At 67.1% G+C, this 25,560-nt stretch carries 20 protein-coding genes; 12 read left to right on the forward strand and 8 right to left on the reverse strand.

Going from position 1 to position 25,560, the window contains the following annotated elements:
• Positions 1–114: 114 nt before the first annotated feature.
• On the reverse strand, positions 115–1,164 hold the full coding sequence (locus G3I17_RS13560) for a hypothetical protein (protein WP_164596342.1): 1,050 nt from the start codon (positions 1,162–1,164) through the stop codon (positions 115–117).
• Positions 1,165–1,449: 285 nt separating this feature from the next.
• Positions 1,450–3,051 carry a hypothetical protein gene (locus G3I17_RS13565; protein WP_164596343.1) on the reverse strand — a complete coding sequence of 534 codons (1,602 nt, stop codon included), beginning with the start codon at positions 3,049–3,051 and terminating at the stop codon, positions 1,450–1,452.
• A 547-nt stretch (positions 3,052–3,598) separates the two neighbouring features.
• Here G3I17_RS13565 and G3I17_RS13570 point away from each other — a divergent pair.
• Complete coding sequence (locus G3I17_RS13570) at positions 3,599–4,423, forward strand: hypothetical protein (RefSeq protein WP_164596344.1); 825 nt, start codon at positions 3,599–3,601, stop codon at positions 4,421–4,423.
• Between the two features lie 12 nt (positions 4,424–4,435).
• Here G3I17_RS13570 and G3I17_RS13575 read toward each other — a convergent pair whose 3' ends face one another.
• A complete protein-coding gene (locus G3I17_RS13575) occupies positions 4,436–5,719 on the reverse strand; it encodes an acyl-CoA dehydrogenase family protein (protein ID WP_164596407.1) in 1,284 nt (427 codons plus the stop codon).
• Positions 5,720–5,873: 154 nt separating this feature from the next.
• On the opposite strand from G3I17_RS13575, the gene G3I17_RS40705 reads away from it, so the two are divergent.
• From G3I17_RS40705 to G3I17_RS13595, 4 genes are read left to right on the forward strand one after another with little or no spacing between them, the layout of a single operon-like run.
• A complete protein-coding gene (locus G3I17_RS40705) occupies positions 5,874–6,695 on the forward strand; it encodes a TetR/AcrR family transcriptional regulator (RefSeq protein ID WP_164596345.1) in 822 nt (273 codons plus the stop codon).
• Positions 6,692–7,969 carry an acetyl-CoA C-acetyltransferase gene (locus tag G3I17_RS13585; RefSeq protein ID WP_164596346.1) on the forward strand — a complete coding sequence of 426 codons (1,278 nt, stop codon included), beginning with the start codon at positions 6,692–6,694 and terminating at the stop codon, positions 7,967–7,969. The genes G3I17_RS40705 and G3I17_RS13585 overlap by 4 nt, the downstream gene beginning before the upstream one ends.
• 28 nt (positions 7,970–7,997) lie before the next feature.
• The gene (locus tag G3I17_RS13590; RefSeq protein WP_164596347.1) at positions 7,998–9,341 is read left to right on the forward strand and encodes a 3-oxoacyl-ACP reductase; all 1,344 of its coding nucleotides are present in this window, start codon (positions 7,998–8,000) and stop codon (positions 9,339–9,341) included.
• 1 nt (position 9,342) lies between these two features.
• Complete coding sequence (locus G3I17_RS13595) at positions 9,343–10,200, forward strand: MaoC/PaaZ C-terminal domain-containing protein (protein WP_164596348.1); 858 nt, start codon at positions 9,343–9,345, stop codon at positions 10,198–10,200.
• 147 nt (positions 10,201–10,347) lie between these two features.
• Here the strand turns inward: G3I17_RS13595 and thrS are convergent, their stop codons facing one another.
• Together thrS and G3I17_RS13605 are read right to left on the reverse strand one after the other, a co-directional pair.
• The gene (gene thrS, locus G3I17_RS13600) at positions 10,348–11,574 is read right to left on the reverse strand and encodes a threonine--tRNA ligase (protein WP_164596349.1); all 1,227 of its coding nucleotides are present in this window, start codon (positions 11,572–11,574) and stop codon (positions 10,348–10,350) included.
• 170 nt (positions 11,575–11,744) lie between these two features.
• Positions 11,745–12,593 (reverse strand): acyl-CoA thioesterase II, encoded by an 849-nt coding sequence (locus tag G3I17_RS13605; RefSeq protein ID WP_164596350.1) that lies wholly within the window; start codon positions 12,591–12,593, stop codon positions 11,745–11,747.
• Positions 12,594–12,748: 155 nt separating this feature from the next.
• On the opposite strand from G3I17_RS13605, the gene G3I17_RS13610 reads away from it, so the two are divergent.
• The gene (locus G3I17_RS13610) at positions 12,749–13,207 is read left to right on the forward strand and encodes a DoxX family protein (protein ID WP_203590122.1); all 459 of its coding nucleotides are present in this window, start codon (positions 12,749–12,751) and stop codon (positions 13,205–13,207) included.
• A gap of 61 nt (positions 13,208–13,268) precedes the next feature.
• Here the strand turns inward: G3I17_RS13610 and G3I17_RS13615 are convergent, their stop codons facing one another.
• Positions 13,269–14,183: a PAC2 family protein gene (locus G3I17_RS13615; RefSeq protein ID WP_164596351.1), complete on the reverse strand. Its 915-nt coding sequence runs from the start codon at positions 14,181–14,183 to the stop codon at positions 13,269–13,271.
• 216 nt (positions 14,184–14,399) lie between these two features.
• Between G3I17_RS13615 and G3I17_RS13620 the strand changes: the two genes are divergently transcribed.
• The 5 genes from G3I17_RS13620 to G3I17_RS13640 all read left to right on the forward strand — a co-directional run bounded on the left by G3I17_RS13620 (position 14,400) and on the right by G3I17_RS13640 (position 21,052).
• Positions 14,400–15,476, forward strand: a complete 1,077-nt coding sequence (locus G3I17_RS13620) for a hydroxyacid dehydrogenase (RefSeq protein ID WP_343238295.1) — start codon at positions 14,400–14,402, stop codon at positions 15,474–15,476.
• The gene (locus tag G3I17_RS13625; protein ID WP_164596352.1) at positions 15,473–17,383 is read left to right on the forward strand and encodes a DUF2264 domain-containing protein; all 1,911 of its coding nucleotides are present in this window, start codon (positions 15,473–15,475) and stop codon (positions 17,381–17,383) included. The genes G3I17_RS13620 and G3I17_RS13625 overlap by 4 nt, the downstream gene beginning before the upstream one ends.
• A gap of 17 nt (positions 17,384–17,400) precedes the next feature.
• On the forward strand, positions 17,401–17,823 hold the full coding sequence (locus tag G3I17_RS13630; protein ID WP_164596353.1) for a hypothetical protein: 423 nt from the start codon (positions 17,401–17,403) through the stop codon (positions 17,821–17,823).
• A 63-nt stretch (positions 17,824–17,886) separates the two neighbouring features.
• Positions 17,887–18,414 carry a ferritin gene (locus tag G3I17_RS13635; protein ID WP_164596354.1) on the forward strand — a complete coding sequence of 176 codons (528 nt, stop codon included), beginning with the start codon at positions 17,887–17,889 and terminating at the stop codon, positions 18,412–18,414.
• Between the two features lie 277 nt (positions 18,415–18,691).
• Positions 18,692–21,052, forward strand: a complete 2,361-nt coding sequence (locus G3I17_RS13640; RefSeq protein ID WP_164596355.1) for a M4 family metallopeptidase — start codon at positions 18,692–18,694, stop codon at positions 21,050–21,052.
• Between the two features lie 50 nt (positions 21,053–21,102).
• On the opposite strand, the gene G3I17_RS13645 is transcribed toward G3I17_RS13640, so the two are convergent.
• Positions 21,103–23,004 carry a DUF2207 domain-containing protein gene (locus G3I17_RS13645; protein WP_164596356.1) on the reverse strand — a complete coding sequence of 634 codons (1,902 nt, stop codon included), beginning with the start codon at positions 23,002–23,004 and terminating at the stop codon, positions 21,103–21,105.
• 59 nt (positions 23,005–23,063) lie between these two features.
• Positions 23,064–24,323 carry a tyrosine-type recombinase/integrase gene (locus tag G3I17_RS13650; RefSeq protein WP_164596357.1) on the reverse strand — a complete coding sequence of 420 codons (1,260 nt, stop codon included), beginning with the start codon at positions 24,321–24,323 and terminating at the stop codon, positions 23,064–23,066.
• Positions 24,324–24,472: 149 nt separating this feature from the next.
• On the opposite strand from G3I17_RS13650, the gene G3I17_RS13655 reads away from it, so the two are divergent.
• The gene (locus G3I17_RS13655; protein WP_164596358.1) at positions 24,473–25,546 is read left to right on the forward strand and encodes a response regulator receiver protein; all 1,074 of its coding nucleotides are present in this window, start codon (positions 24,473–24,475) and stop codon (positions 25,544–25,546) included.
• Positions 25,547–25,560 lie beyond the last annotated feature (14 nt).

Below are 25,560 nucleotides of genomic sequence, written 5' to 3' on the forward strand. Positions count from 1 at the left end.
AGGAGTGCACCCTGTTCCCCAACGGTCGAGCCGCCAACGCCCGGATCCGAGGCTTCACGCTCGCGACGTACGCCGCACCCCTGCGTCGCTAGCGCGCCTCCACGAAACCACCGACTACATCGGGGCGCCAACTCCTTCTCGCCGACCCTCGCTGTCATCCGGCTCTGGTCCTGGACCGCCGCCGGCCGGCCCCGCTTCTCGGCCGTCGCCGTCCAAGCCGGCGGCGGGCGCAACTGGTGGCATCAACGACCAGTGGTCGTAGGTCTGCAGCAGCCAGAACGTGCCGAACAGGAGGATCAACGTCCCCTCGACCAGCAAGACCCAGTAGTCGCTCCCCGTCGCGGCGATCACCGGAATCGAGAGGATCATGGCGTAGCCAACCACTGCGTCCCGATCTTTCAGGGCGGCCCTCACTCGTGCTCCCCGCGTTCGCTCCTCATCGGTGCGCGTACGTTCGTAGGCGCTTGCGAACACCACAACGATGACGCAGGCGAAGAACAGGATCGCAGCGGAAAAGTGAGCGCGTCGGTAGAGAAGGTCGGGGTCCATGAAGAACACGATCACACCGACGAGCCACGTCGCGAGCGCCAGGAGGTACGAGGACAGATATGCCGCCTTGGCAGACTTCGACTGCCCCGAGGACCACGGGCGCATGCGTCGGGACAAAACCGTGAGCGCGAGCCCGAGCAGGACCACCACAAGGACGGCGCCCATATTGTTGTCGATCGCTTCATGAGCAGCCTTGATCACATCGTCGTCGACCGGCGCCGCTTGCCCTTCAGTCGGCCTCGTACCCGTGTCGCTCACAACGCTGCACCTGGTCGCCCTGGACGCGGGGACGAAGGCGACGACCGGCGCAAGCAGGCCGGCGAGATTCAAGAAGGCGTCCTCGGCGGCATTGCGACCCCAGAGCGCCACCATGCACACGCCGATGGCGACGAGCGCACCCACGAACACCAATTGGACCGGCGTGTAGTAGTAGGCGCTGATCGACTTCTGGAAGCACCAGTCAGCCGAGAACCACTCAATCACCAGCGCGACCCCCAGGGCCACAATCACGGCTACCACCGACAGTCGCAGGTAGTTGTACGTCCTCTCCTCGACGTCTCCGTCGTTCGTGACGCGCGGCGCCGGCGGCACGTCTCGACCTTTGAACGTTTGCATGGCTTCCCCCTTGCTAATGACCCGCGACGTCATCGGTCGGCAGGACAGCTCACACCGGCAGGCATCGGACGGAGAGTCGGCCGGCTGTTGGAATTGGCGCCCTTCCCCAGGGTCGTCGCCGTGCAGCTCGACGGTTTCCGTCGTCGTGCGCGACAAGCCGGGCGTCGTTCCCCCGGACCCGTGATCCCGCTGGGTGCAGAGGTCGTCCTCAATCTGCTGGACTCTGGCTTCTGTTCAATAATACGCTCTAAGCACCGACTCGAGACAGAGCGATATAGACATTATTCACACCATTCGCTGCCGCCACGTATCAATTGGATTAGGGCAGTCGAGGCCCCTCCAGCGCAGTATCAGCGCCAAGTTGCTACTTGTTTGAACTGCCGAGATCAGCGATGGCACTACCGATTGCCCCGTGCCGTCTTTCGCCATTTCTTGGAATGCTGCGATTTCGGCAACTGTACGCTTGTCGTCCGCAGTCTTAAGTAATGTGCTAGCAGTTCGAATGCCGTGCCGACTCAACTGCCGTCGAGTCGAATTTGATTCATCACTATTCACATCCTCGGCGCCCAGTTGAGTGAGGAGAATCGATTGATCCACCCAATCGACTACCCGCCCGGCGGGGATGCGTGTATTCACCAGAAGGTCCACAATGTCAGCGGTGGCCATATTCGGAACGTTCTCAATATCTTCCTCCTCGAGGCGTGATTGATGCCAAACGGTTAGCCCATCTATGCGATCAAGCGCGAGAGTTGAGTCAAGTGTAGGAAGTGCGAATTTGAAGAGCTTCATCGCCACATTGCGAATAACCTGCCACACGACCACGGGGAAGACGCCCACTACGAATCCAACAATTAGGAGCTCGCTGCCACTCCATCCCAGCTCCGATGCCACAGCTTCGATCACCCATATTCCAATGACGGCGAGCAGAATTCGCATAAGGACGGCCACATAGGCACTGCCGCGTAGATCTGTCCTCACATATCGACGAAATAGCATCTGTAACGAGAAGAAGTATGCCCCCAGGAAGGCGACAGTCACCGGCGTGACATTCGGCGCCAGTGTGAGCAACCAACGCGGCTCCACAGAACTGCGCGGAAAGTCATGAAGAGGCGGCAACGTTATTAGCCACCCGATCGCGAGCACGACTATCAGCATGAAAATAGGCACCGCTGAGCTCGCCAGTGGAGCTTTGGCGCGCACCATGTCCTCAGGGGAATATTGCTCAAACCGGCGCTTCTGAACATCCTCATGCACTCCGGTCGGAAGGCGGCCATAAGCCGCCTCGAATTTTTGCAGGTAACTTCCAACTCGCGTCGAGCGCGCTTCGGCTGTCTCAACACGTTGTGTTTCCAGAAGCCCAAGTCTCTGAAGGTTCGTAAGAAACTCGTTCAGCAAGCTAGCGCGCTGCTGCGCTAAGAAGAGCCACCACATAGCGGCGGGTGTCGTAATCAACACAACCAACATTACCGACCGCGTCGCGATCAACTGCCATGGGGCTGGAAGCATGAACAACGCACCCGCTGTGAGCAAGGCGAGAACTGGCAAGCTGATCAGAACCAGAACAGCTGCTCGAGCAGTCGTATCGCGATCTTTCACCCAGTCGGTCAGAATCACGACGGCCGCTATCACGATGAGGACAACGCTGGTGCCCACGACCCACGCGAGATTGTGGTTGATCCAGGCACGCGATTGGTCGTTCCCGAGTGCGAACGCGAGCCCAAGGGCGATCCAAAATCCAACCCCAAATACCAAGCCAAGATTGCCGACGTGTTCCTCAGCGTCAGCCGTGTCCCCGGCGGCTCCGGCGACTACCTCCTGCGATGTGGCCTCGCCAGCAAGTCCAGCTCGCTCGGTCAGGTCGAGATCCTTCTGGCTCCCAATGGACATGTTGCGCCCCCTCCCCACTCGAATAGGGAAGCAACGCAAGTGCCACCGCGGCCGCGACGGCGGACGCACCCCAGAATCAATTGCCCCCCTCGTCAGGATGCTCCCGCTCCGAAGAGCGGTCAATGGCGCGTCGAGCGCAACCGCCGGCCCGGTTAGCCGCCAGGGCGGGATCATCGACGACTGCGCACGAAATTGCCTGTGCCTCGACTGCTGCGGTGAGGGTGCGCGGCCTCTGCGATCCGGAATCAAACGATTGCGCAGGGACCGAAACCTGAAGCGTTACACATCTAAGCGCTCTAAGACTTTGCCGACGGCTCGGTTCTTCTTCAACGACAGCCACGGCCTCGACGGCCGACTTTGTGGCCAAACGGGTCGGCGCCGTCGTCACCGAGCGGCACTACAAGTGGTCCGGGTCAAGACCTAATCCGGACCACACCCAACTTCCGGACCATGCCCGGTGTCCATGTCACCCCCGCCACGCTGCCCCGACGCCAACCACGCACCACGAGCTGGCTCGACCAACCGAACCCGCCCGCAAATCAAGGCCGTGCTCGCGCGCTCGGCGTTCCTGGTGTTGCACGGGAGCCTTGATTTGGCTGTAGATGACGAGACGATCAAGCGGAATCCGGCCAAGGCCCGGGTGGTGAAGGTGCCGGCGTCGAAGGGTGGCAAGGTCCTTGCCTGGGGCGATGACGTCGTGCTGAGGATTGTCGAGGGGCACGCGTCGCAGTACAGGCCGATCGCGGCTGTTGGGGCGGCGTGCAGGCTGCGGCAAGGTGAGCTCTTCGGGCTCGCGGAAGGGGACATCGACTTCGACGCGATGGTTATCCACGTCCGGCGGCAGGTGAAGAGGCTCGGGAGAGAGTTCGTCTTCGCGCTGCCGAAGAACGACACCGAGCGGACTGTCCCGATGTCGGATGGGACGGCACTGATCCTGAAGGATCACATCGAGGCTGTTGGACCGCGGCCGCACACGCTGCCCTGGGAGAGGGTCGACGGCGGACCGCATACCGTCAAGCTTCTCTTCCGTTGGACTGACGACAAACACATCCGGTCTCGGACGTACGACGAACTCGTTTGGAAACCAGCTCTGTTCCACGCCGGAGTAATCCGTCAGCCGACAAGAGACGCCAGCGGGCGCAAGCATTTTCCATCCAGCCGAGAGAACGGGATGCACGCGCTTCGGCACTACCCCCACATGCTCCCTTCCTCGCACGAGCGAGCGCGCAAGTCCGTGGACAACCGACTGGTCGCGATCTTCTCTCTGAGGTCTCACGGAGCAGCAACGGAGCAGGCCGCCGTGCGCTCCCCCAGTACCTCGGGGGAGCCGGACGGCGGCCTGCCAGTTAGAGAGCCTGGAATCAGCCTCTGACCTGCGGAAACGTCAGCGGATTCGCATGCCTGAGATGGCGCGGGAGATGACCAGGCGCTGGATTTCACTGGTGCCTTCGAAGATGGTGTAGATCTTTGAGTCTCGGTGCATGCGTTCTACTGGGTATTCGCGGGTGTAGCCGTTGCCGCCGAGGATTTGGATGGCTTCTTCGGTGACTTTTACGGCTACTTCGCTGGCCTTCAGTTTGGCCATTGAGCCTTCGCCGTGGCGGTAGTCGGGTTGCTGGCCGCGCATCAGGGCCGCGGACATGAAGCCGGCGCGCCAGACGAGCAGGCGGGCAGCGTCGATCTCGGTGGCCATGTCGGCGAGTTTGAAGGCGATGCCCTGGTTGTCGATGATCGGGCGGCCGAACTGCTCGCGGCCCTTCGCGTACTCCAGGGCGAACTCGTACGCCGCCCGCGCGATCCCGATCGCCTGGGAGCCGACGATGTGCCGGGTGATCTCGAAGGTCGCCATCGACGCGTTGCCGCGGGCCTTCTCGCCATTGTTCTCACGAGCCTTGGCCAGCCGGGCGTCCAGCTTCTCCTTGCCACCAAGGACGTTCGCGGCAGGGACCCGCACGTTGTCGAAGAAGACGTCCGCGGTGTGGGAGGCGCGCAGACCGTGCTTCTTCAGCTTGGTGCCCTGCTCCAGCCCCTTCACCTCGGACTTCGGTACGACGAACGCCGCCTGCCCCCTGCTGCCGAGCGACGGGTCGACGGTCGCCACCACGACGTGGATGTCGGCGATGCCGCCGTTGGTGGCCCACGCCTTCTGGCCGTTGATGACCCACTCGTCGGTCTTCTCGTCGTACGTCGCCTTCGTGCGGATCGCCGACACGTCGGAACCGGCACCCGGCTCGGACGAACAGAAAGCAGCAACCTGTACGTCGTCAGGCGTGCCGTAACAGCGCGGAAGCCATTGGCTCCACTGTTCGGGGGTGCCGTTGGAGAAGACGGCCGAGCTGGCGAGCCCGGTCCCGACGAGCGACATGCCGATACCGGCGTCACCCCAGAAGAGCTCCTCCTGGACCAGGGGCATCAGCAAGCCCGACGGGTCGATGAACAGGTTGATGCTGGCGTCCATCCCATACAGCCCGATCTTCGCGGCCTCCTGGATCACCGGCCACGGCGTCGCCTCGCGCTCGTCCCACTCCGAGGCGGCCGGCCGGATCACGTCGGCGGCGAAGGTGTGCGCCCAGTCACGGATCTCGACCTGCTCCTCGTTGAGGTTCAGGTTGAAGGTCTGCCACTCCGGCTTCGAGCGCTCGGCCGCGAGTTCGCCGGCCAGGCCCATCACATCGGCAGACAGAGCCGGCGACTCGGTGGGTGAAGAAGTGGTCATCGATTCCTCCGGAGCAGACTGCAGGGGTGGTCGTACCAAAGTGATGTTACCCACGAGTGTAACTATCGTTTGCACCCAGGGGTACCGATATGACTAAGATCAGTACATGAGCTCCGCGCTGCTCGCGATCGGACGCCGCCGGACCACGGCGGAGCGTCGGCGCGACCGCGAGCGGGACATCATCCGGGCCACCCGCGAGCTCTTCGACGAGCGCGGCACCATCGACGCCCAGATCGACGACATCGCCAAGCGCGTCGGCATCAACAAGGCGCTCATCTACCGGCACTTCGCGGGTAAGGAAGAGCTGTTCGCGCTCACCCTGGTCGACTACCTCACTGAGCTCGACGAGCGGCTGCAGCAGGTCGACGCGCCCCGCAAAGCGCCCATGAACAGGCTCAAAGCACTCAGCGAGGTCTTCGTCGACTTCTGCCTCGAGTACCCAGCCTTCGCCGACTGCGCGATGAGCCTCCTCAGACGCACCGGCGAGCAGCTGTTCGGCGAGATCACCGAGCCCGTGATGATCAAGCTGGGCAACGCGATGGCGGCCGCGCTCGACCGGATCTCCACCATCCTCAAGGCCGGCCAGCGGACCGGCGTGTTCGACGAGGTCGACACCGACTACCTGGCCAACCACCTCTACACCCAGACCCTCGGCGCCATGCACATGGCGCGAATGGGCCTGATCGTGTCGCGGCAAGTACCAGGCAAGGACTCAGCTCCCGGCAAGGACTCAGTACCAGGCCATCCAGTAGTCCATCACGCCGACATCGCCACCGTCAGAGAGACGGCCATCACGGCGACGCTCGCCACAGCAGTAGGCCGCAAAGCACTAGCCGGTACTACGAACCGCACCCCGGCGAAGTCCAGCAAGACCAGCAAGGCCACCGCCAGGCGCTCACCCTCAAGTACCGCAGGAGAGAACCAGTGACCGAGACCCGCAAGGTGGCCGTCGTCGCCGGCAACCGCATCCCGTTCGCCCGGCAGGACAAGACCTACCGGCACGCCTCGAACTCCGACATGCTCACGGCCGCCCTCAACGGCCTGGTCGATCGCACCGGCCTCGGTGGCCAGGAGCTCGGCGAGGTCGTCGCGGGCGCGGTCCTCAAGCACGCCCGCGACTGGAACATGGTCCGCGAGGTCGTCCTCGGCTCGAAGCTCGCGCCCACCACCCCGGCGTACGACCTCCAGCAGGCCTGTGGCACCGGGCTGGAGGCCGCGATCCTGGTCGGCAACAAGATCGCGCTCGGCCAGATCGACGCAGGCATCGCCGGTGGCGTCGACACCGCGAGTGACGCGCCGATCGCCGTCAACAACGCGCTCCGCAACGTCCTCCTCGACCTCAACCGGGCCAAGACGTTCCAGGACCGCCTCAAGACACTCGCCCGCGTCCGCCCGAAGGACGTAGTACCGGAGATCCCGCGCAACGCGGAGCCGCGCACCGGCAAGTCGATGGGCGACCACGCTGCCCTCACCGCGCTCGAATGGGGTATCACCCGCGAGGCGCAGGACGAGCTCGCCTACCGCTCGCACGTGAACCTCGCCAAGGCGTACGACCGCGGTTTCCAGGACAGCCTGATCACGCCGTACCTCGGCCTCGAGAAGGACCAGAACCTCCGAGCCGACACCACGCTGGAGAAGCTGGCCAAGCTCAAGACCGTCTACGGCAAGGGCGAGACCGCGACGATGACCGCCGGCAACTCCACTCCCCTGACCGACGGCGCCTCCGCGGTCCTGCTGTCGACCGACGAGTGGGCCGCCGCGCACGGCCTGCGGCCCCTCGCTTACCTGACGCACTCGCAGACGGCGGCAGTCGACTATGTGAAAGGCGCAGAAGGCCTCCTGATGGCTCCGGCCTACGCCGTACCGCGGATGCTCCAAAGGGCCGGGCTCACCCTGCAGGACTTCGACTACTACGAGATCCACGAGGCGTTCGCCTCCCAGGTGCTGGCCACGCTCAAGGCGTGGGAGGACCCGATCTTCTGCAAGGAACGGCTCGGCCTCGACGCCCCGCTGGGCGAGGTCGACCGGGACAAGCTGAACGTCAACGGCAGTTCGCTGGCGGCGGGGCACCCGTTCGCCGCGACCGGCGGCCGGATCGTCGCCGCGCTGGCCAAGCAGCTCGACGAGAACGGCGGCGGCCGCGGCCTGATCTCGATCTGCGCCGCCGGTGGCCAGGGCGTCGTCGCCATCCTCGAACGGTGACTTTTCAATGACCAGGAGCACACCGAAGATGACGGATCGCTACCAGACCTTCACCCGTACGCCGCTGGGCCGCACGCTGGTCAAGAACCTGGGCCTCCCCGACCCGACCCCGTTGCCGCGCTGGACCGACGGCGACGCCGTGATCGACGGCCAGGTCGTCTTCGGCGCGATCACCGAAACCGATACAGGCAAGGCGATCCAGGCCTTGCTGCGCGACATCGGGGCCTCCTTCAGTACGGTGGCCGAAGGCGTCGCGTCGAGCACCCTGCGCCCGAAGGCACTCGTCTTCGACGCCACCGGCGCGACCTCGACCGCCGACCTCACGTCGCTGCAACGGTTCTTCTCCCCCGTGATCCGCCAGCTCGGCGCTGCGGGCCGCGTGATCGTCGTCGGCCGTACTCCGGAGCTGTCCGCGACGCCCGAGCAGCAGATCGCGCAGCGCGCACTTGAAGGCTTCACCCGGTCCCTCGGCAAGGAGGTCAAGCGCGGCGCCACGGTCAACCTCGTGTACGTCGCACCGGACGCGCACGACCAGCTCGACTCGACGCTGCGCTTCTTCCTGTCCACCAAGTCCGCGTACGTCGACGGCCAGGTCGCCCGGATCGGTACAGGTCCCCTGGTCGGCAACGACCCGACCGCTCCCCTGGCCGGCAAGGTCGCGCTGGTCACCGGGGCAGCGCGGGGCATCGGCGCCGCGATCGCGCAGACCCTGGCGCGCGACGGCGCGACCGTGCTCGGCGTCGACGTACCGCAGAACGCCAACGATCTCCGCAAGGTGATCACCAAGATCGGCGGCAGCGAGCTGCTGCTCGACGTGACCGCGATCGACGCCCCACAACGGATCGCGGCCGCCGGTGCGGAGCTCGGCGGGCTCGACATCGTCGTCCACAACGCCGGTATCACCCGCGACAAGCGCCTGGCGAACATGCGCACCGACGCCTGGGACGCCGTCCTCGACGTCAACCTGCGGGCGCCCGAGCGGATCACCATGCATCTACTCGAGGCGGGCGGCCTCAACGAAGGCGCATCGGTGATCGGCGTCGCCTCGATCGCCGGGATCGCCGGCAATAACGGTCAGACCAATTACGCCACTTCCAAGGCGGGCGTGATCGGCCTGGTCCAGGCGCTCGCGCCGCGGCTGACCGACCGGCAGATCCGGATCAACGCGGTCGCCCCCGGTTTCATCGAGACCGAGATGACGGCGAAGGTTCCGTTCGCGATCCGCGAGGTGGGACGCCGGATCAACTCGCTGCAGCAGGGTGGGCTGCCGATCGACGTCGCCGAGACGATCGCCTGGTTCGCCGACCCGGCCTCGGCGGGCGTCACCGGCAACGTGGTCCGCGTCTGCGGCCAGAGCATGCTCGGCGCCTGAGATGCCCACCCGCCGGTACGACGATTCGCCGGGACTCGGGTCGCTCTACGCCCGGACGGTCAAGGCGACGCTGCGCAAAGCGGAGTACGAGCCGGACCACGACGGGCTCACCCTGGAGCTGCCGAGCGCCCTGGTCGACCAGGACCACCTCACGGCGTACAGGGAGGTGACGGGGTTCAGCGCGGGGCCTGCGCTGCCGGTCACGTATCCGCATGTGCTCGCGTTCCCGCTGCACCTGGATCTGATGTCGGACCCGTCGTTCCCGTACAAGCCGATGGGCATCGTCCATCTGGCGAACACGATCACCCAGCTCAAGCCGCTGCCGATGCACGCCGAGCTGTCGATCACCGTGCACAGCGGCCCCGAGCGGCCACATCCGAAGGGCACGGTGTTCGACATCCTCAGCTCGGTCAGCGTGGACGGCGAGGTCGTCTGGACCGACTCGACCACCCTGCTGAGCCGCTCCTCGGGCACCCCTTCGGCGCACGCCGACCTGCTCCCCGACCCGGCGATCGAGCCGACCGCCGTCTGGGACCTGCGCGCCAACCTCGGCCGCCGGTACGCCGCTGCGTCCGGCGACCGCAACCCGATTCACCTGTTCAAGCTGACCGCCCAGGCCTTCGGCTTCCCACGCCAGATCGCCCACGGCATGTGGGCCAAGGCCGCAGCCCTGGCCTCGATCCAGCGCTCCGGCGGCCTGCCCGACGCCTACACAGTTCGCGTCGACTTCCGCAAACCCCTCCTACTCCCCTCCCGCTCCACCTTCGCCCACCGCCGTACCGGCGAAGCCGTCGACTTCGCCGTCTACAACCAGGACCAGTCAGTCACCCACCTGATCGGCCAACTCCAGCCACGCTGAGCTGCCGCCCGGTCCCGTCCCGAGCGACAGGACATAGTGCCGGTATTGCGGCCGGCCGCCGCCTCCGTGAGCGTGGCACCCGGCCGAACAACCGACTATGTCCTGTCGCTCGGGACGGGAAGGCGCTGCTACCCGGGCCTGGCAGCGTCACTCATGCCGGAGTGGGTTGCAGTCGGCGGCGAGCTGGTCGAGGGCGTCGCCGATTGGTGCTGGGGGCAACTGCTTGCCGTCTCGGAGGCGGAGGGCTAGGGCACCGGCCCCGACTTCCCGGGCGCCGATGACGGCCTGGTACGGCGCCAGCCGATTCTCGCGGATCCGGGCGCCCAGGGTGCCCTCGTCGGCATGGGCGACCTCGACCCGGAGCCCGCGATCAGCCGCCCGGCGGGCGACCTCGAGAGCTGGCTTCTCCTCGGCGTCTGAGATCGGCAGTACTACGAGTTGCACCGGCGCGAGCCAGGCGGGGAAGGCGCCGCCGTGGACCTCGATCAGGTGGGCGACGGCGCGCTCGATGCTGCCGACGATCGCGCGGTGCACCATCACCGGGCGATGCTTGTTGCCATCGGCGCCGATGTACTCCAGCCCGAACGCGGCCGGCTGGTGGAAATCCAGCTGGATGGTCGACAGGGTCGAAACGCGGCCGGCCGAGTCCTCTATCTGGATGTCGATCTTCGGGCCGTAGAAGGCCGCCTCCCCCGGCTCCTCGGAGTATTCGAGTCCCGCCTTCTCCAGCACGTCACGCAGGAGATCGGCGGCCAGCGCCCAGCTCTCCGCGTCGCCGACGTACTTGCTCGACGGATCGCCGAAGTGTGCGTCCTCTGAAGGCAGCGAGAGCACGTACCCCGACGCGCTGATCCCGAGATCGCGATGCGCCTGCTTGATCAGCTCGAGCGCGGCCAGCGCCTCGTCGGCGACCTGCTCCAGCATGCAGAAGATGTGCCCGTCGTTCAGTTGCATCGCACGAACTCTGGTCAGCCCGCCCAGTGCGCCGGACAACTCCGACCGGTATTGCCCACCGAGCTCCGACATCCGCAGGGGCAGCTCGCGATAGCTGTGCGCCCGCGACCGGAACATCAACGCGTGATGCGGGCACAGGCTCGGCCGCAGTACGACCTCTTCACCCCCGATGGACATCGGTGGGTACATATCCTCGCTGTACTTCGACCAGTGCCCGGAGATCTCGTACAGCTCACGCTTGCCGAGCACTGGCGAATAGACCTGTTGATAGCCGGCTCTTCGCTCGACATCGGCGATGTACCGCTCGAGCGCCTGCCGGATCGCGGCACCCGCGGGCAGCCAGTACGGCAGGCCCGCACCGATCAACGGATCCGAGTCGAACAGGCCGAGCTCCCGGCCGAGCTTGCGATGGTCGTACATGATGTGGACTCCTCTTTGACGAGTGAGGCGAGTGTCCACATGGCGAAGCCCCGGGGCACTCGCCCCGGGGCTTCGAAATTCGACAGTCAGCTGTCAGCGCGCCGGGACGTTCCTCGGCGTTGTCGTCACCACTGCGCGCTGATTCATACGGCCAACGCTAGCAGACCCGGTCAAAGGTTTTCGTCGTCCAGATCCAACCCGATCGGCCGGATCAGGCCTTCCTGCGCGACCGACGCGACCAGCCGCCCGTCCTCGCTGAACAGACGTCCGGTGGCGAAGCCGCGTGCTCCCGATGCCGACGGCGACGCCTGGTCGTACAGGAGCCACTCGTCGGCGCGGAACGGACGGTGGAACCACAGCGCGTGGTCGATCGAGGCCGGCTGGATCCGCCGGTCGCCGATGATGATGCCGTGCGGCAACAAGCTTGCCCCGAGCAACGTCAGGTCACTCGCATAGGCCAGGACACAAGCATGCAAGGCCTGATCGTCGGCGAGCTTTCCCGAGGCCCTGATCCAGAACTGCCGCCCGGTCAGCCCGGCCAGCCGGACGTCGAGCGCCGCCCACTCCTTGTTCCAGTCCTCGGCCTTGCGCCCGCTCGCCGCCTCGAACACCGACGCGAGGGTCGGCGCCTCGTCCGGCGGGACCAGGTCGCCCGGCATCGGATCGGCGTGATCCAGCCCCGGCTCGGGCACCTGGAACGACGCCGACATGTAGAAGATCGTCTTGCCCCGCTGCGACGCGACCACCCGCCGGCTGCTGAACGAGCGGCCGTCGCGAATCAGCTCCGGGTGGTACTCGATCGGTACGGACGTGTCCCCCGGGCGCAGGAAGTACCCGTGCAGCGAGTGCACGACGCGATCCGGATCGACCGTGCGAACCGCGGCGGCCAGCGCCTGGCCGAGCACCTGCCCACCGAACACCCGCTGGGCTGACGTCTGCGGCTGCCGCCCCCGGAACAGGTCGGCGTCGATCTTCTCCAGGTCGAGCAGCTCGACCAGATCCTCCAGGGACTCGGGCATGCCTCATCCTGACAGCTTCTCCCGGTACTACGGGCCGCCCGCGTTCGCAGTCGGTGTGTGTCGCCCCTCACGCGGGTGTTTTCGGTGAGCTTTCGGTCGCACCCGGTAAGTTGATGAACACTCAACCATCAAACGCACGACTGACAGGAGTAGCTGTGAGCCCCCTCCGCATGCTGACCCGGCCCGTCCATGCCTCTCGCGATCTGGTCCTGCTGATCGCCCGCGTCGGTCTCGGCGTCGTCTTCATCGCCCACGGCTGGCAGAAATTCAGCACCAACGGCCTGGACGGCACCGCCGCCGGCTTCGACCAGCTGGGAGTCCCCGCGCCAACCCTCTCGGCCTACTACGCAGCCGCCGCCGAACTCATCGGCGGGGCAGCCCTCATCCTCGGCGTCCTCACCACGGTCGCCGGCGTCCTCCTCGCCGTCGACATGGCCGGCGCCTTCCTCTTCGTCCACATGTCCAACGGCATCTTCGTAGCGGACGGCGGTTGGGAGCTGGTCGTAGTACTCGGCCTGTTCGCGCTCGCGATAGCAGCGGTCGGCGCCGGCCGGTTCTCGGTCGACAACGCACTCACCCGCAGTACTGCGGGGCGCGCGACCGTCTCTGCTTGACCCCTGGCAACGCAAAAGCGGCTGGCGCACCTCGAGTGCGCCAGCCGCTTTGACGTAGTACCTACTTGTCGTCCTCGCGGTTCAGCTCGGCGAGGAACTGCTCGACCTCGGCGCCCAGCTCGTCGGCCGACGGGGTGGAGCCGGCGAGGAGGCTGCCGCGGCTTACGGAGCCGGCGGCGGCGTCGTACTGGGTCTCCAGAGCATTCACTACCGAGGACGCGTCATCCGAGGCCTCGACCTGCTCGTCGACCAGGCGGCCGGTCACGGCAGCCTCGTCGAGTAGAGCCTTGCTAGGGAGCAGCAGGCCGGTCGCCGCCGAGATGGCGTGGACCAGAGCCAGCGCTGCGCCCGGGAAGCGGTTCTCGGCCAGGTAGTGCGGCACGTGGACCGCGAAGCCCATCGCGTCCTTGCCGGCCTCGCCCAGGCGGACCTGCAGCATCGTCGCGGCGCTGGCCGGGAGGCGCATCTCGCCGTCCCAGATGTTCGAGCGCGTCACCAGCTCAGGGCGGGTCGCGTGGGACGTCAGCCCCAGCGGCCGGGTGTGCGGCACGCCCATCGGGATGCCGTGCACGCCGACAGTCAGCGTCACGTTGTACATCTCGATCAGCTGGCGCACGGCGCCGGCGAAGCGGTTCCAGTGGTTGTCGGGCTCGACGCCCTCCAGCAGCAGGAACTCGACGCCCGCGTCGTCCTTCATCAGGTGCAGCGACAGCTGCGGCGGGCTGTAGTCGATGAACCGGTCCTCGGCGAACGTCACCTCGGGACGGCGGGCCCGGTAGTCGTGCAGAAGGTCGACGTCGAACCGCGCGAGCAGCCGGTTGTCCAGCACCTCGAGCAGGTGGTCAGCGGTCGCCCGGCCGGCCTGGCCGGCGTCCATGAACCCGTCGAGCGAATGCACCAGCACCTTCGGCGCAGCCGCCGGGCCGGTGGCTACCGACTCGTCGACGATCTCGTAGAGGTCGTCCGGTCGCAGCATCGTCGTTCTCCTTCTCAGTGGCCTTCAGGGCGGTCGGCCCCTCTATCCTGCCTTCTCTCTCAATAACGTCAGCGCGCCGGGCTGGAATTCCGCCTGCTGGGATCTTTCTCACCCCGTACTGCGCTCCGCTGCGCCGTCGCCGTCAAAAGGTGTCCAAAACCGGTCAGACATGCCCGCGGACGAGCAATTTGGGAAAGCGCTTGCTAGCGTGCTCTTGTGCGCACCGATTCTGAGCCGACCCCAACCTCCGCCCCGCCCTCGCCCAGGGTCACCACCCGGCCGACGGTCATGCTGGCGATGAATGAGTCCAGCCGGGCCCGCGTCCTGGTTCCTGCCGTCCGCGAGCGCCTCGAGCGGATCACCGACGTCCTCCCGGTCGGGCCGGCCAACAGCTCCCGCGGCGCCGGCAACCCCTTCCTCACCGACCCCGCCATCCGAGCCGCGCTGGGCACCACCGACGCGCTGCTCACCGGCTGGGGTTGCCCCGCGATCACCCCCGAGGTGCTCGACGCGGCGCCGAAGCTCAGGGCGATCATCCACGCCGCCGGTTCGGTGAAGGGTTTCGTCGACCCGTCCGCCTTCGAGCGCGGCATCCAGGTCTCCTCGGCCGTGGTGGCCAACGCGCTGCCGGTGGCCGAGTTCACCGTGGCCACGATCGTGCTCAGCGGCAAGCGCGCGTTCCGCCTCGGCGCGGAGTACAAGGTCAGCAGGCATCGCCCGGACCCGAGTGCTGTGCCAGGCAGCTACGGCAGCTCCGTCGGGCTGCTGGGCGCCTCCCGGATCGGCCGGATGGTCGCGGAGCGGTTGCGCGCGTTCGATCTCGAAGTACTGATCAGTGATCCGTATCTGACCGCTGCCGAGGCGGCTGACCTCGGTGCGGAGTTGGTCGAACTGGATGACCTGTTCACCCGCAGCGACATCCTGAGCGTGCATGCGCCGCTGCTGCCGGAGACGATCGGGCTCGTCGACGCCCGCCTGCTCGGCCTGCTGAAGGACGGCTCGGTCCTGATCAACACCGCTCGCGGGCGGATCGTCGACGCCGCCGCGCTCGAGCAGGAGTGCCGCTCAGGACGCCTCGACGCAGTCCTCGACGTCACCGACCCCGAGCCGCTGCCCCCCGACTCGCCGCTGCTCGACCTCCCGAACGTCTTCCTGACCCCGCATCTGGCCGGTGCTGTCGGCAACGAGGTCGCCCGGCTCGGCGAGCTCGCGGTCAGCGAGGTGGAACGCTTCGCCGCCGGTACGCCGTTGCGGCACGCCATCAGCCCCGCCGAGCTCGGGAGAATCGCATGACCCGCCTCGTGCTACCTGACACCGACCGCGTGCTGTCCCGCCAGACCGGCTGGGTGCGGGCCCACTGGGAGGCACTGGCCGACCACCTGCTCGATTCGCTGATCCCGTACTTCTCCCCCGGCAACGCCCGCGTCGTCCTGCCCGGCCGCCCCAGCCGATCCGGTACTGCGTCAGACGAGCTGGAGGGGTTCGCCCGATCGTTCATGCTCGCCGCCTTCCGGATCGCGGGCGTGCGCGGCGAGGGGTGCGAGAAGCTGATCGAGCGGTATGCGCGAGGCGTCGCCAACGGCGCGAACCCGGACCACCCCGAGGCGTGGCTGCGGCTCACCCCGCGCTCGCAGCAGATGGTCGAGGCGGCCGCGATCGCCGTCGCCCTGCACGAGTCCCGCGAGTGGATCTGGGATCGCCTGGACACCCGCGCCCAGGAGCACGTCGCCGAATGGCTCGGCGGCTTCATCGGCTCCACCACGCACGACAACAACTGGCGGCTGTTCCAGGTCGTCAGCGAGCAGTTCCTCGCCTCGGTCGGCGCCCCGTACTCGCAAGAGGACATTGACGGAGGGCTCGACCGGATCGAGGACTGGTACGTCGGCGACGGCTGGTACTCCGACGGCGACGGGCAGAAGTTCGACAACTACATCGGCTGGGCCATGCACCTGTACCCGGGCATCTGGACCCGGATGGCGGCGGCGACCCCGGGTGCGCAGTACGACGATCGGCTGAAGGTCTATCGGGAGCGGCTGAGCCTGTTCCTGGAGGACGCGATCCACCTGGTGGGCAACGACGGAGCGCCGGTCTACCAGGGACGGTCGCTGACTTACCGGATGGCGGCTGCCGCGCCGTACTGGATGGGACAGATCCTCGACGCGACGCCACTGAGCCCTGGGGCCACTCGGCGGTTGTGCTCCGGGATCGCGCGCCACTTCGTGCAGCACGGCGTACCGGATGAGCGCGGGCTGCTGACGCTCGGCTGGTACGACACGTTCCTGCCGACCACGCAGTCGTACTCCGGGCCCGGCTCGCCGTACTGGGCGTCGAAGGGCTTCATCGGGCTGCTGCTACCGCCGGAGCACCCGGTGTGGTCCGACCCGGAAGATACGGTGCCGCTCGACGAGGCTGACCAAGTGCGGGCGATGCCTGCGCCTGGCTGGCTGGTGCACGCGAGCCGCCACGACCAGGTGGTCAGGCTGATCAACCACGGCTCGGATCACGAACCGTTGACAGAGCCTTCCGGGATCGAGCCGGCGGCCGATCCGCACTACGACCGGCTGGCGTTCGCCAACCACGCGGGGCCTGAGATCTCGGATGCCGCCTCGCTGCAGCGAGTGGACAACCTCACCTCGCTCGTCGACCAGCACGGCAAGTCGAGCCATCGCGGGCGGATCCGGCGGCTCGGGGTGGGTTCGCGGTCGGCGGCGTCGTGGCACAAGGCGTGGGTCGGCAGTGATGGACCGTGGCCGATCGAGATCGCCTCGGTGGTACACGGGGGTTGGGAGATCCGTTGCTCGTTGGTGGACGGGCCTGCCGGAGTACTGGTGCGTAGTGGCGGGTATGCGGTGGCCGGCGACTCCTTGCCGACAGCAACGACCGGCGAGGGACCGGCCCGGGCGTTGGCGCGGAACTCCGACGGGCTGATGTCGGCGGTGGTGAACCTGCACGGGTACGACGAGGCGGGGGTGCACCGCGATCTCGGGGCGAACCCCTTCGGTCCGCACTCGGCCACGCCGTACCTGACCGCCGCGCACACCGGCGAACCGCTCGTCCTCGTGCACGCGGTGTTGCTGACCCGTGACGCGATCCGCCCTGAAGCGCTGGCGGAGGCCATCCAGGTCACCGTCGACGGTTACGAGATCACTCTCACACTGCCAGGCGACGACACGGAGATCGTGCGAATGGGGAACCGCTGACCTCGTACCGTGGGGGCATGACGGAAACGATCGAGCCCGCGGTCACCGACGCGTTGTCGGCGGCGGTGGCGGCCGACCCCGGTACGGCCAACCAGGAAAAGTTGTGGGCGGCAACATTCGCGCTGGAGCGCTGGTGGTTCGTCCAGCGCGGCGAGCCGGACAACCCGCAGCCGTTCGTCGGCGTGCATCAGGAGCAGCCGTTCCTGATGGCGTTCACGTCCTCGCAACGCGCCCGCGGCTTCGCGATCGAGAACGGGCTGAGCCCGGCCGACGCCGAGGTGCTGGTGCTCGCGCTGACCCCCGACGACGCGGTCGCGCAGGCCCCGATCTGGTTGCAGCAAGGGATTGCGGCGATCACCTTCGACCACGGGATCGCGGGTTACTTCGCGCCGCTGGGCAACCTTCCCGCGATCAGGTCGCATGTCCGCGCTGGGGGTTGACACGCCGTTAGGGAAGCCTCGCCAACGGTGAGAAATGGCTCCGCGCACACTACATTGGCTTGCATGAGCACGTACGCGAAACTTCTTCAAGAGCAAATTCGGAACGAATTCACGGCGTCCCACCAGTACACCGCGGTGGCCGTCTGGTTCGACGACCAGGACCTCCCGCAGCTCGCGGCGCACTTCTACAAGCAGTCCCTGGAAGAGCGCAACCACGCGATGATGATGGTGCAGTACCTGCTGGACATGGACATCCGGCCGCAGATCCCGGGCGTCGGCGAGGTGATCGGCGACTTCAAGACCGCGCTGGAGCCGCTCGAACTCGCGCTCCAGCAGGAGATCACCGTCACCAAGCAGATCGAGACGCTGGCCCGGACGGCGCGCGACGACGGCGACTACATCGGCGAGCAGTTCATGCAGTGGTTCCTCAAGGAACAGATCGAGGAGGTCTCCGCGATGACGACGCTCGTCAACGTCGCGAAGCGGGCCGGCGACAACCTGTTCCACCTGGAGGACTTCCTCGCCCGCGAGGTCGTCGGCAACGACGGCTCCGACCCGACCGCCCCGACTGCGGCCGGCGGCAAGGTCTGACCCAGCACCACCGGCCGGCGTACGCTCACGGCCGCCGTCATGCGCACGGCGGCCGGGCGGCACCCGGTCAAACGCTTGCCCTAGGCATCATCAAACGCTCGCCCCAGGCAGCAATGTCCTGACCTTGTCAGGGCAGCCCCGTGTGCTTGCTAGGCAGTTCCTGGCAGATGCGCGCCGGGCCTTGCGTTCGTGACGGACTGAAGTCACGGTGTCACTCCGCGATCCGTCCCATCGTGAGGAGTGTGCTGTCTTGAGAAGATCGACTTCAGTTGGAGTGGTGGCCGCCGTCGTCGCTGCCGCGGGTTTGGCGATGCCACCCGCAGGAGCCGCCCAGATCGGGCCGGACCCCATCGCCGCGACAGTCGCGGCTCTCGGGCTGGGCAGTGGCGAGCGACTCGTCGCCCGCGATGTCGTCAAAGACCCCGACGGCACCGAGTTCCTCCGCTACGACCGTACCTTCGCCGGCCTGCCCGTGGTCGGTGGCGACCTGATCGTGCGGCGCGATCGCAACTCGATCAGCCAGGTGAGCTACAACCGGGGCGCCACGTCAGTCGGCGTCGCCTCGACAAAGCCGACGCTGCCAGAATCGGCGGCACTGGCCAAGGGCGCGCAGTCGGCAGGCTTCAAGGTCACCGCCAACCGGGGCAAGCTGGTCGTGTACGTCACGCCGGCCAAACCCGTGCTGGCGTACGACGTGGTCACCACCGGTGTGAAGGCCGACCAGACCCCGTCGGTGCTGCACTCCTACATCGATGCGAAGACCGGCGCCTTGCTGGCCTCCGACGACGAGATCAAAGCCGGCACCGGAAACTCGATGTACTCCGGCACCGTCACGATCGGCACTTCCGGCACCCCCGGCAACTATCTGATGAGCGACCCGACCCGCGGCGGCAACTACACGACCGATGCGGGCGGCGGCTCCGGCAATGGCAGCACCTTCACCGATGCCGATGACGTGTGGGGCAACGGCGCCACCTCGAATCGCCAGACCGCCGGCGTCGACGCTCACTTCGGCGCCCAGCTGACCTGGGATTACTACAAGTTCGTCCACGGCCGCAACGGCATCTTCAACAACGGTCAGGGTGCGCGCTCGCGCGTTCACTACGGCAACGGATACGTCAACGCCTTCTGGGATGGAACCCAGATGACCTATGGCGATGGCGCGGGCAACGCCCGGCCACTGACTTCCATCGACGTGGCCGGTCACGAGATGAGCCACGGCGTCACCCAGGCGACCGCCAACCTGAACTACTCCGGCGATGCCGGTGGCCTGAACGAGTCCACCTCCGACATCTTCGGCACGATGGTCGAGTTCTCCGCGAACAACACGTCCGACCCGGGTGACTACCTGATCGGCGAGAAGATCAACATCAACGGCAACGGCACCCCGTTGCGGTACATGGACAAGCCGTCCAGAGATGGCGCAAGCGTCGACTGCTGGAGCACCAGTACAGGCGGGCTCGATCCGCACTACTCGTCCGGCCCGCTGAACCACTGGTTCTACCTGGCCTCCGAAGGCACCGGCAGCAAGGTCATCGGCGGCGTGACCCACACGAGCACCGCGTGCAACGGCGCTACCCTCACCGGGATCGGCCGCGATGTCGTGGCCAAGGTCTGGTACCGGACGCTCACCACCAAGCTCTCTTCCGGCAGTACCTACCCGGATGCCCGCAACGGCGCCATCACCAGCGCCCGCGAACTGTACGGTGCCGGATCCGCCCAGTGCCGCGGGATCGAGGCGGCCTTCACGGCCATCTCCGTTCCGGCCGGTACGGCGGTCTGCGGCAATCCACCGGCCGGCGGCGACCTGTACACCGTCATCGCCAGCGGGAGTGGCAGCGGTAAGACGGAGGTCCACTCGCTGACCAGGGCGTCCAACTTCGCCACCTTCGGCATCCACGCGGCGACTGCGCTCGGCGCCAGCAACCAGACCACGACCACCTTCGAGACCTCGGACTACAACGCCGACGGTCGCCCCGACCTGTGGGTGATCTTCAACGGCAACACGGGGAGCGGCCGCACAGAAGTACACATCCTGGATGCCGCGACCAACTTCACCACCTTCCTGGTGCATGCGGCGACGCCACTGCCGCTGGTGAGCAAGACCCGCTGGGCCTTCGCGGTCGGCGACTACAACGGCGACGGCCGGCCTGACCTCTACGCCGTCGACAGCCAGGACACCAACACCAACACGACGTCGCTCCATGTTGTCAACGGCAACGGTTTTGCCGGCTACCTGAACCAGTCCGGCACCGGACTGCACCGGACGGATCTGGCACTGTGGTCCTTCCAGACCGGCGACTTCGACGGCAACGGCCGCGACGACCTGTACGCCGTCAACACGCAAGACGCCGGCAGCGGCAAAACGGCGTACCACGTCCTGAACGCCACGAACCTGCAGCAGTTCCTCATCCATGCAGCGACACCGACCGCGTTCACCTCACTGACCCGATGGGCGTTCTCCACCGGCGACTACAACGCGGACGGCCGGGATGACCTGTACCTGGTCGACACCCAGGCCGGCGCCAGCACGGCAGTCCAGATCGTCAACGCGACCAACCCGGCGCAGTACCTCTTCAACGGCGCCACAGGGCTGCACCCGATCCCGCTGACCAGCTGGCAGGTCAGTACTTCCTGAGCATCGAGTCTGGGCGGCGGATCAGTCGATTCGTCGCCCAGACGCCGGTACTACCAGGAGCCGCCGCCTCCACCGCCTCCACCGCCGCCGGATGAGCCGCCGCTGAAGCCGGAGGAGCTGCCGCCGCCACCGCCGCTTCCCGCGGGAGCAGGCGGCGGGTCGAACGTGTTGGCCACCGTCTGGCTGATGTTGCCGGCGGCGAAACCTGAGCTGTAGTAGGACGGACCCGTGTACCAGTAGGGATCCGCTGGGATCCGGCCGGCTGCGACGAGCTGGGCGCAGACGCGCTGCCAGCGGTCGGCCAGCCCGAAAGCGATGGCCCACGGTAAGTACCTGCTGAAGATGTCCTCGCCCTCCTCGAACTTCAGCTGATCCGCCTCGGCGGTCGCGAGATAGGTCCGGAAGCCGATCAACTGGTCCGTCACCGCGCGACCGGCGGCACTTCGTTGCCCTCGGCCCCGGACTCCGAACCAGATCATGATCGCGATCAGGACTGCCAGCGCCGGGATCCCGATGGTGAGGGCTCTGCCGAGGCCGCCGGTGGCCGCACCGATCGCCGTGCCGCCGATGAGTCCGCCGAAGACCCACGTGCCGATGATGCCCAGGCAGGCGATCCTGGCGCCTCCCGAGATGGCCGACCCGCCACCGGCGCGCGGCATCCGGACGTACCAGTTGCGTTGCCTGATCTGCTCGCGGAGCTGCCCGATCATCGCATCGTGCGCCTGCCTCATCGAGGTGTCACCGACGCCCCGGCGTTCCAGCACCAGCTCCGCACCGGGCTGCAGGCCCGGGAACAGGCCCTGCATCAGGTACTGCTCGTGCGGGGCCGTCGCCACCGCGGGGTTCAGCAGCACGGCCTTCTGCTCGCTACCGGTGTTGTCGATCCGGATGCCGCCCCGGACCGCGAGGTCGATCAAGGTCGCGGCCGTCTCGGTGGTGTTCGCCGTCGCGTCGATCAGCAGACCGCCTTCGGCGACCGGGATCCGCGGTGGCGAGAACGCGACCGGAAGCTGGCTCTCCTTCAGGTCGTCCTTGATCGGCACCGCGACCATCCCGTCCGGCGGGAAGGCGCCCGGCGGCATCCCGGAGAAGCGCTGGTCCTTGTTGCCCCGTTTGCTGTACGCGATGGCGGCGCCGATGGCTCCCACCGACACCGCGCCTGCGCCCGCCAGGCCGGGAGCAGTCACACCGGCGCGGTCCAGGAGACTCGGCGGGTCGACCACGATCGGCTTGTCGTTGCTGACGACGCCCGCCTTGATCCCGGCGACGATGGTGACCTCCTGCCGCCGGTTCACGGTGGATTGCTGGAACGCCCCCTTGCCGGCGGTGACCGTCGCGCCGTCACACGCTTCGTCCGGCGGGCCGGCCACACATTTCGCCCATTGCACGCCGGGCGCGGGCACCGTGACATTGACGATGACGTTCTGCAGTACGGCGTCCCAGCCGTTGCCGGTCGCGTCCCAGTACAGCTCGCTGTGGTCGTCGAAGTGCCGCAGCGCGCCGCGGACGTCGTACTCGATGACGTAGGTCGCCTTCCGGCCGGAGACGGTCTTGTCCGCCTCGCCGATCTTGATCTGGATGCTCTGGTCACGCTGGCCGTTGGACTTCTCCGTCTCCTTGGTGAAGGCAGCCGGGGCGTTCGGGCTGGTCACCGTCAGGTTGGAGATCTCGTACTTCTGGTCCTTCGACTTGTCGTCGGCCCAGACCTCCCGCGTGATCAGGTTGCGGTAGATGCCGTGCCGGCCGGAGCTTCCGAAGCTGTAGTCGATCGTCTCCTTGACCTGCAGCACGCCGTCGGCTGTCACGGTGTAGTCGAGCTGCAGCTTCGTCACGACGTCGCCGACGTCAGTGCTGCCATTGCTGCCGGCCGTGGCCGGAGCGGCGCTCACGAAGCCGGCCAGGACCAGGCCGGAAAAGGCTGCCGCGACAGCTGTGAAGAATCCCCTACGCATGTCGCGACAGTACCGACGGCAAGGGTCCGTCAGTCCGCGCGACTGGCCGGTGCGCCGCGTCAATGCCCCTCCGGCTCGGCCGCCTCGGTTCTGGGTGGGGCCGCGGCTTCGGTGCCGGCGGCTTGGATGGCTGCGGCGACCAGGTCGGCGGCCGTGGTGTCGCGGGTGCGGCGGCCGCGGTCGTAGTACTGGGTGGTGGCGATGGTCGCGTGGCCGACGTCCGCCTGGACGTGCTGGATTCGGGCGTCCTGCTCTAGTGCGATGGTCACGTAGGCGTGTCTGAGCGCGTGGGGGTGGATGCGGTCGGCGACCTCGGCCAAGGCAGGGCCGGCCTGTACTGCGATCCGCCGCAGCAGGGCGTTGATGTCGAAGCGGGAGCAGGGGCCGCCTTCCTTGGTGGCGATCATCGGTGAGCGGTTGGCGCTGGTTCTGCCGCGCAGTGCTGGGGTGGCGGCTTGTGCTGTGCGGTCTCGCTCGGTCAGGTAGTCGGTGAGCGCTCTCTCGGCGAGGTCGGTCAGGTAGACCTCGCGGTGGTGACCGCCCTTGCCCAGCACTCGCAGCATGGGCTCTCCCCCGGACAGGACGAGGCTGTCGCGATCCAGACCAACCAGCTCGGAGACTCGAAGGCCGAGGGTGAGGAGGCCGACTACTGCCACTGCGCGCCGGGCGTAGAGCTCTCGGTAGCGCGTGCGGTTGGGTAGCTGGGCTGCTGCGTCGAGGAGCGCTCTCAGCTGGCCGGCCGTGAGCCTGATGGTCGGGGAGGCATCCCGGGCTGTGCTCCCCAGGCCGAGGCGGGCGCGATTGAGCGCCGCCGGGTTGGCCGGTACTACGCCGGCTTCGGTGAGGTGCCCGTAGAACGCCGACAAGGTAGAGAGCATCCGCTGCCTCGTCCGCTTCTCCGCCCCCGCCGCATCCAGCTGGTGCAACCAAGCCTTCACATCACCACCAGTAGCCGCCCGGGGATCCATCCCCCGCCCAGCACACCACCTGAACCAAGCAAGCTGGTGCAGCACCCCCAACCGCCCAACCGGCGGCCGCCCGCCCCCCACCGACGCCCGCCCCCCAGCCTTCGTCTGATCCTCACTCGCGACCACTCCACCGGGAGTTTCGAGGGCCTCCACCCAGGCGGGTGGCAGGCCCAGCGCGTAGGCGTAGGTCTTGCGGGTGCCTGCGTTCGCGTACTGCGTTAGCCAATCAGCGATCTGTGCCTGTAGTTCCGCCGGGTTTTCGACGCCTGGCCAGTCCACTGCCGGTTCGACCGCAGCGGGGGTCTCTCTGAGCGTCTCCAGGACGATCAGGGCGTCCAAATCTGCGGGCATTCTCCGATCCTCTCCTGCCACCCCAGTCCAGCTCGGTCGGCTCGCCGCACGCGCCAACAAAACACTGGTTTCGTGGGGTTTTAGTTTGGTTACCAAAACTCTGAATCAGTTACCGGGTTTACTAACTCCTAACCTCTACGCTGACGGGCATGAGTGAGGACACTGGGCGCTGCGGTTACAGCAAGTGCCGGGAAGAACTGCCGGCGCCGGGGATGCAGGGCGGGAGACCGAGGAGTTTCTGCCGGGATACCCGCTGGGAAGGTGGGCGGACCTGTGCGCAGATGGCGAGGGCGGAGCGGGAGGCACTGGGCGCACTGGGGCTTGGGCTGGATGCCGACAGCAGCACCTTCCGGCTGGACGCTGAGCGCCTGCGGGACCACCTGGAGACGATCCGCGGACCAGTGGACGCCCTGACGGCAGCGCTCCTGGCGGTGACCACCCGCCTGGATGAGGTGGAGGCTGCGGCCATCGCCTCCGTCGAGACGGCACACGCACAGGTCGCGGAGGCGGAGAGAGCGCGACTGACCGCCGAGGAAGCCCGCGAGAACGCCGAGCACCGGACCCGCCAGGCCACGGCATCCGCCGAGAGAGCCGCCAAGGAGCGCACCGAAGCCGTCGACCGAGCCGGCGCAGCAGCCCGGCAAGCGCTCGACGCCACCGAGGCCCTCGGCGCAGCCCGGCAGCAGGCCCATGACGCGATCGGCGCGCGAGACGACGCAGTACAGGCGCGAGAGCACGCCGCGCAACAGACGGAGGCGGCGACCGCAGTACTGGCCACCACGGAACAGCGAGTACGTGACGGCGAGCGAGACCGCCTGGAACTAGCCGCTGCCCTGGAGCGGACATCGCTGGACCGAGACACCGCTCTCCGAGGCGAGCAAGAGCGCCGAGCAGAGCTGGAATCGCTCCGCGCCGAACTGGCAGCCGAGCGCCACCGCATCGCCGAAGTAGACGCCGCCCGCCAGCTCGCCGAGGCCGCCGCCAGCCGCTCGGAAGCCGCCTACCGGGAATCCGCCCGAGCGGAAGCAGCCCACCAGGAAGCCACCACTGACCTCCGAGCCGCGCTGGCCCGCTCCGAAGCCGAACTCGCCCACCAACAGCAGCTGACCGCCCAGACAACCGCCGAACTCTCCCACCTCCGCACCGAACTGACCACCAAGCCCACCCGCCTCCACCCCGAAGACCTCCAAGCAATGCTCACCGCCCTAACCCCCACCCCCTAACCAACGCCCCCTTC

The organism is Streptomyces sp. SID13031 (assembly GCF_010548305.1).
GTDB lineage: Bacteria > Actinomycetota > Actinomycetes > Propionibacteriales > Kribbellaceae > Kribbella.

What these genes read in the sequence shown, in the direction of transcription:
- G3I17_RS13615 (WP_164596351.1), bottom strand. Translation starts at nt 14,183, where the DNA reads ATGCTGCGACCGGACGACCTCTACGAGATCGTCGACGAGTCGGTAGCC.
- G3I17_RS13630 (WP_164596353.1), top strand. Translation starts at nt 17,401, where the DNA reads ATGACGGAAACGATCGAGCCCGCGGTCACCGACGCGTTGTCGGCGGCG.
- G3I17_RS13595 (WP_164596348.1), top strand. Translation starts at nt 9,343, where the DNA reads ATGCCCACCCGCCGGTACGACGATTCGCCGGGACTCGGGTCGCTCTAC.
- G3I17_RS13575 (WP_164596407.1), bottom strand. Translation starts at nt 5,719, where the DNA reads ATGGGCCTGGCCGGCGAACTCGCGGCCGAGCGCTCGAAGCCGGAGTGG.
- thrS (WP_164596349.1), bottom strand. Translation starts at nt 11,574, where the DNA reads ATGTACGACCATCGCAAGCTCGGCCGGGAGCTCGGCCTGTTCGACTCG.
- G3I17_RS13605 (WP_164596350.1), bottom strand. Translation starts at nt 12,593, where the DNA reads ATGCCCGAGTCCCTGGAGGATCTGGTCGAGCTGCTCGACCTGGAGAAG.
- G3I17_RS13635 (WP_164596354.1), top strand. Translation starts at nt 17,887, where the DNA reads ATGAGCACGTACGCGAAACTTCTTCAAGAGCAAATTCGGAACGAATTC.
- G3I17_RS13650 (WP_164596357.1), bottom strand. Translation starts at nt 24,323, where the DNA reads ATGCCCGCAGATTTGGACGCCCTGATCGTCCTGGAGACGCTCAGAGAG.
- G3I17_RS13565 (WP_164596343.1), bottom strand. Translation starts at nt 3,051, where the DNA reads ATGTCCATTGGGAGCCAGAAGGATCTCGACCTGACCGAGCGAGCTGGA.
- G3I17_RS40705 (WP_164596345.1), top strand. Translation starts at nt 5,874, where the DNA reads ATGAGCTCCGCGCTGCTCGCGATCGGACGCCGCCGGACCACGGCGGAG.
- G3I17_RS13625 (WP_164596352.1), top strand. Translation starts at nt 15,473, where the DNA reads ATGACCCGCCTCGTGCTACCTGACACCGACCGCGTGCTGTCCCGCCAG.
- G3I17_RS13590 (WP_164596347.1), top strand. Translation starts at nt 7,998, where the DNA reads ATGACGGATCGCTACCAGACCTTCACCCGTACGCCGCTGGGCCGCACG.
- G3I17_RS13645 (WP_164596356.1), bottom strand. Translation starts at nt 23,004, where the DNA reads ATGCGTAGGGGATTCTTCACAGCTGTCGCGGCAGCCTTTTCCGGCCTG.
- G3I17_RS13655 (WP_164596358.1), top strand. Translation starts at nt 24,473, where the DNA reads ATGAGTGAGGACACTGGGCGCTGCGGTTACAGCAAGTGCCGGGAAGAA.
- G3I17_RS13560 (WP_164596342.1), bottom strand. Translation starts at nt 1,164, where the DNA reads ATGCAAACGTTCAAAGGTCGAGACGTGCCGCCGGCGCCGCGCGTCACG.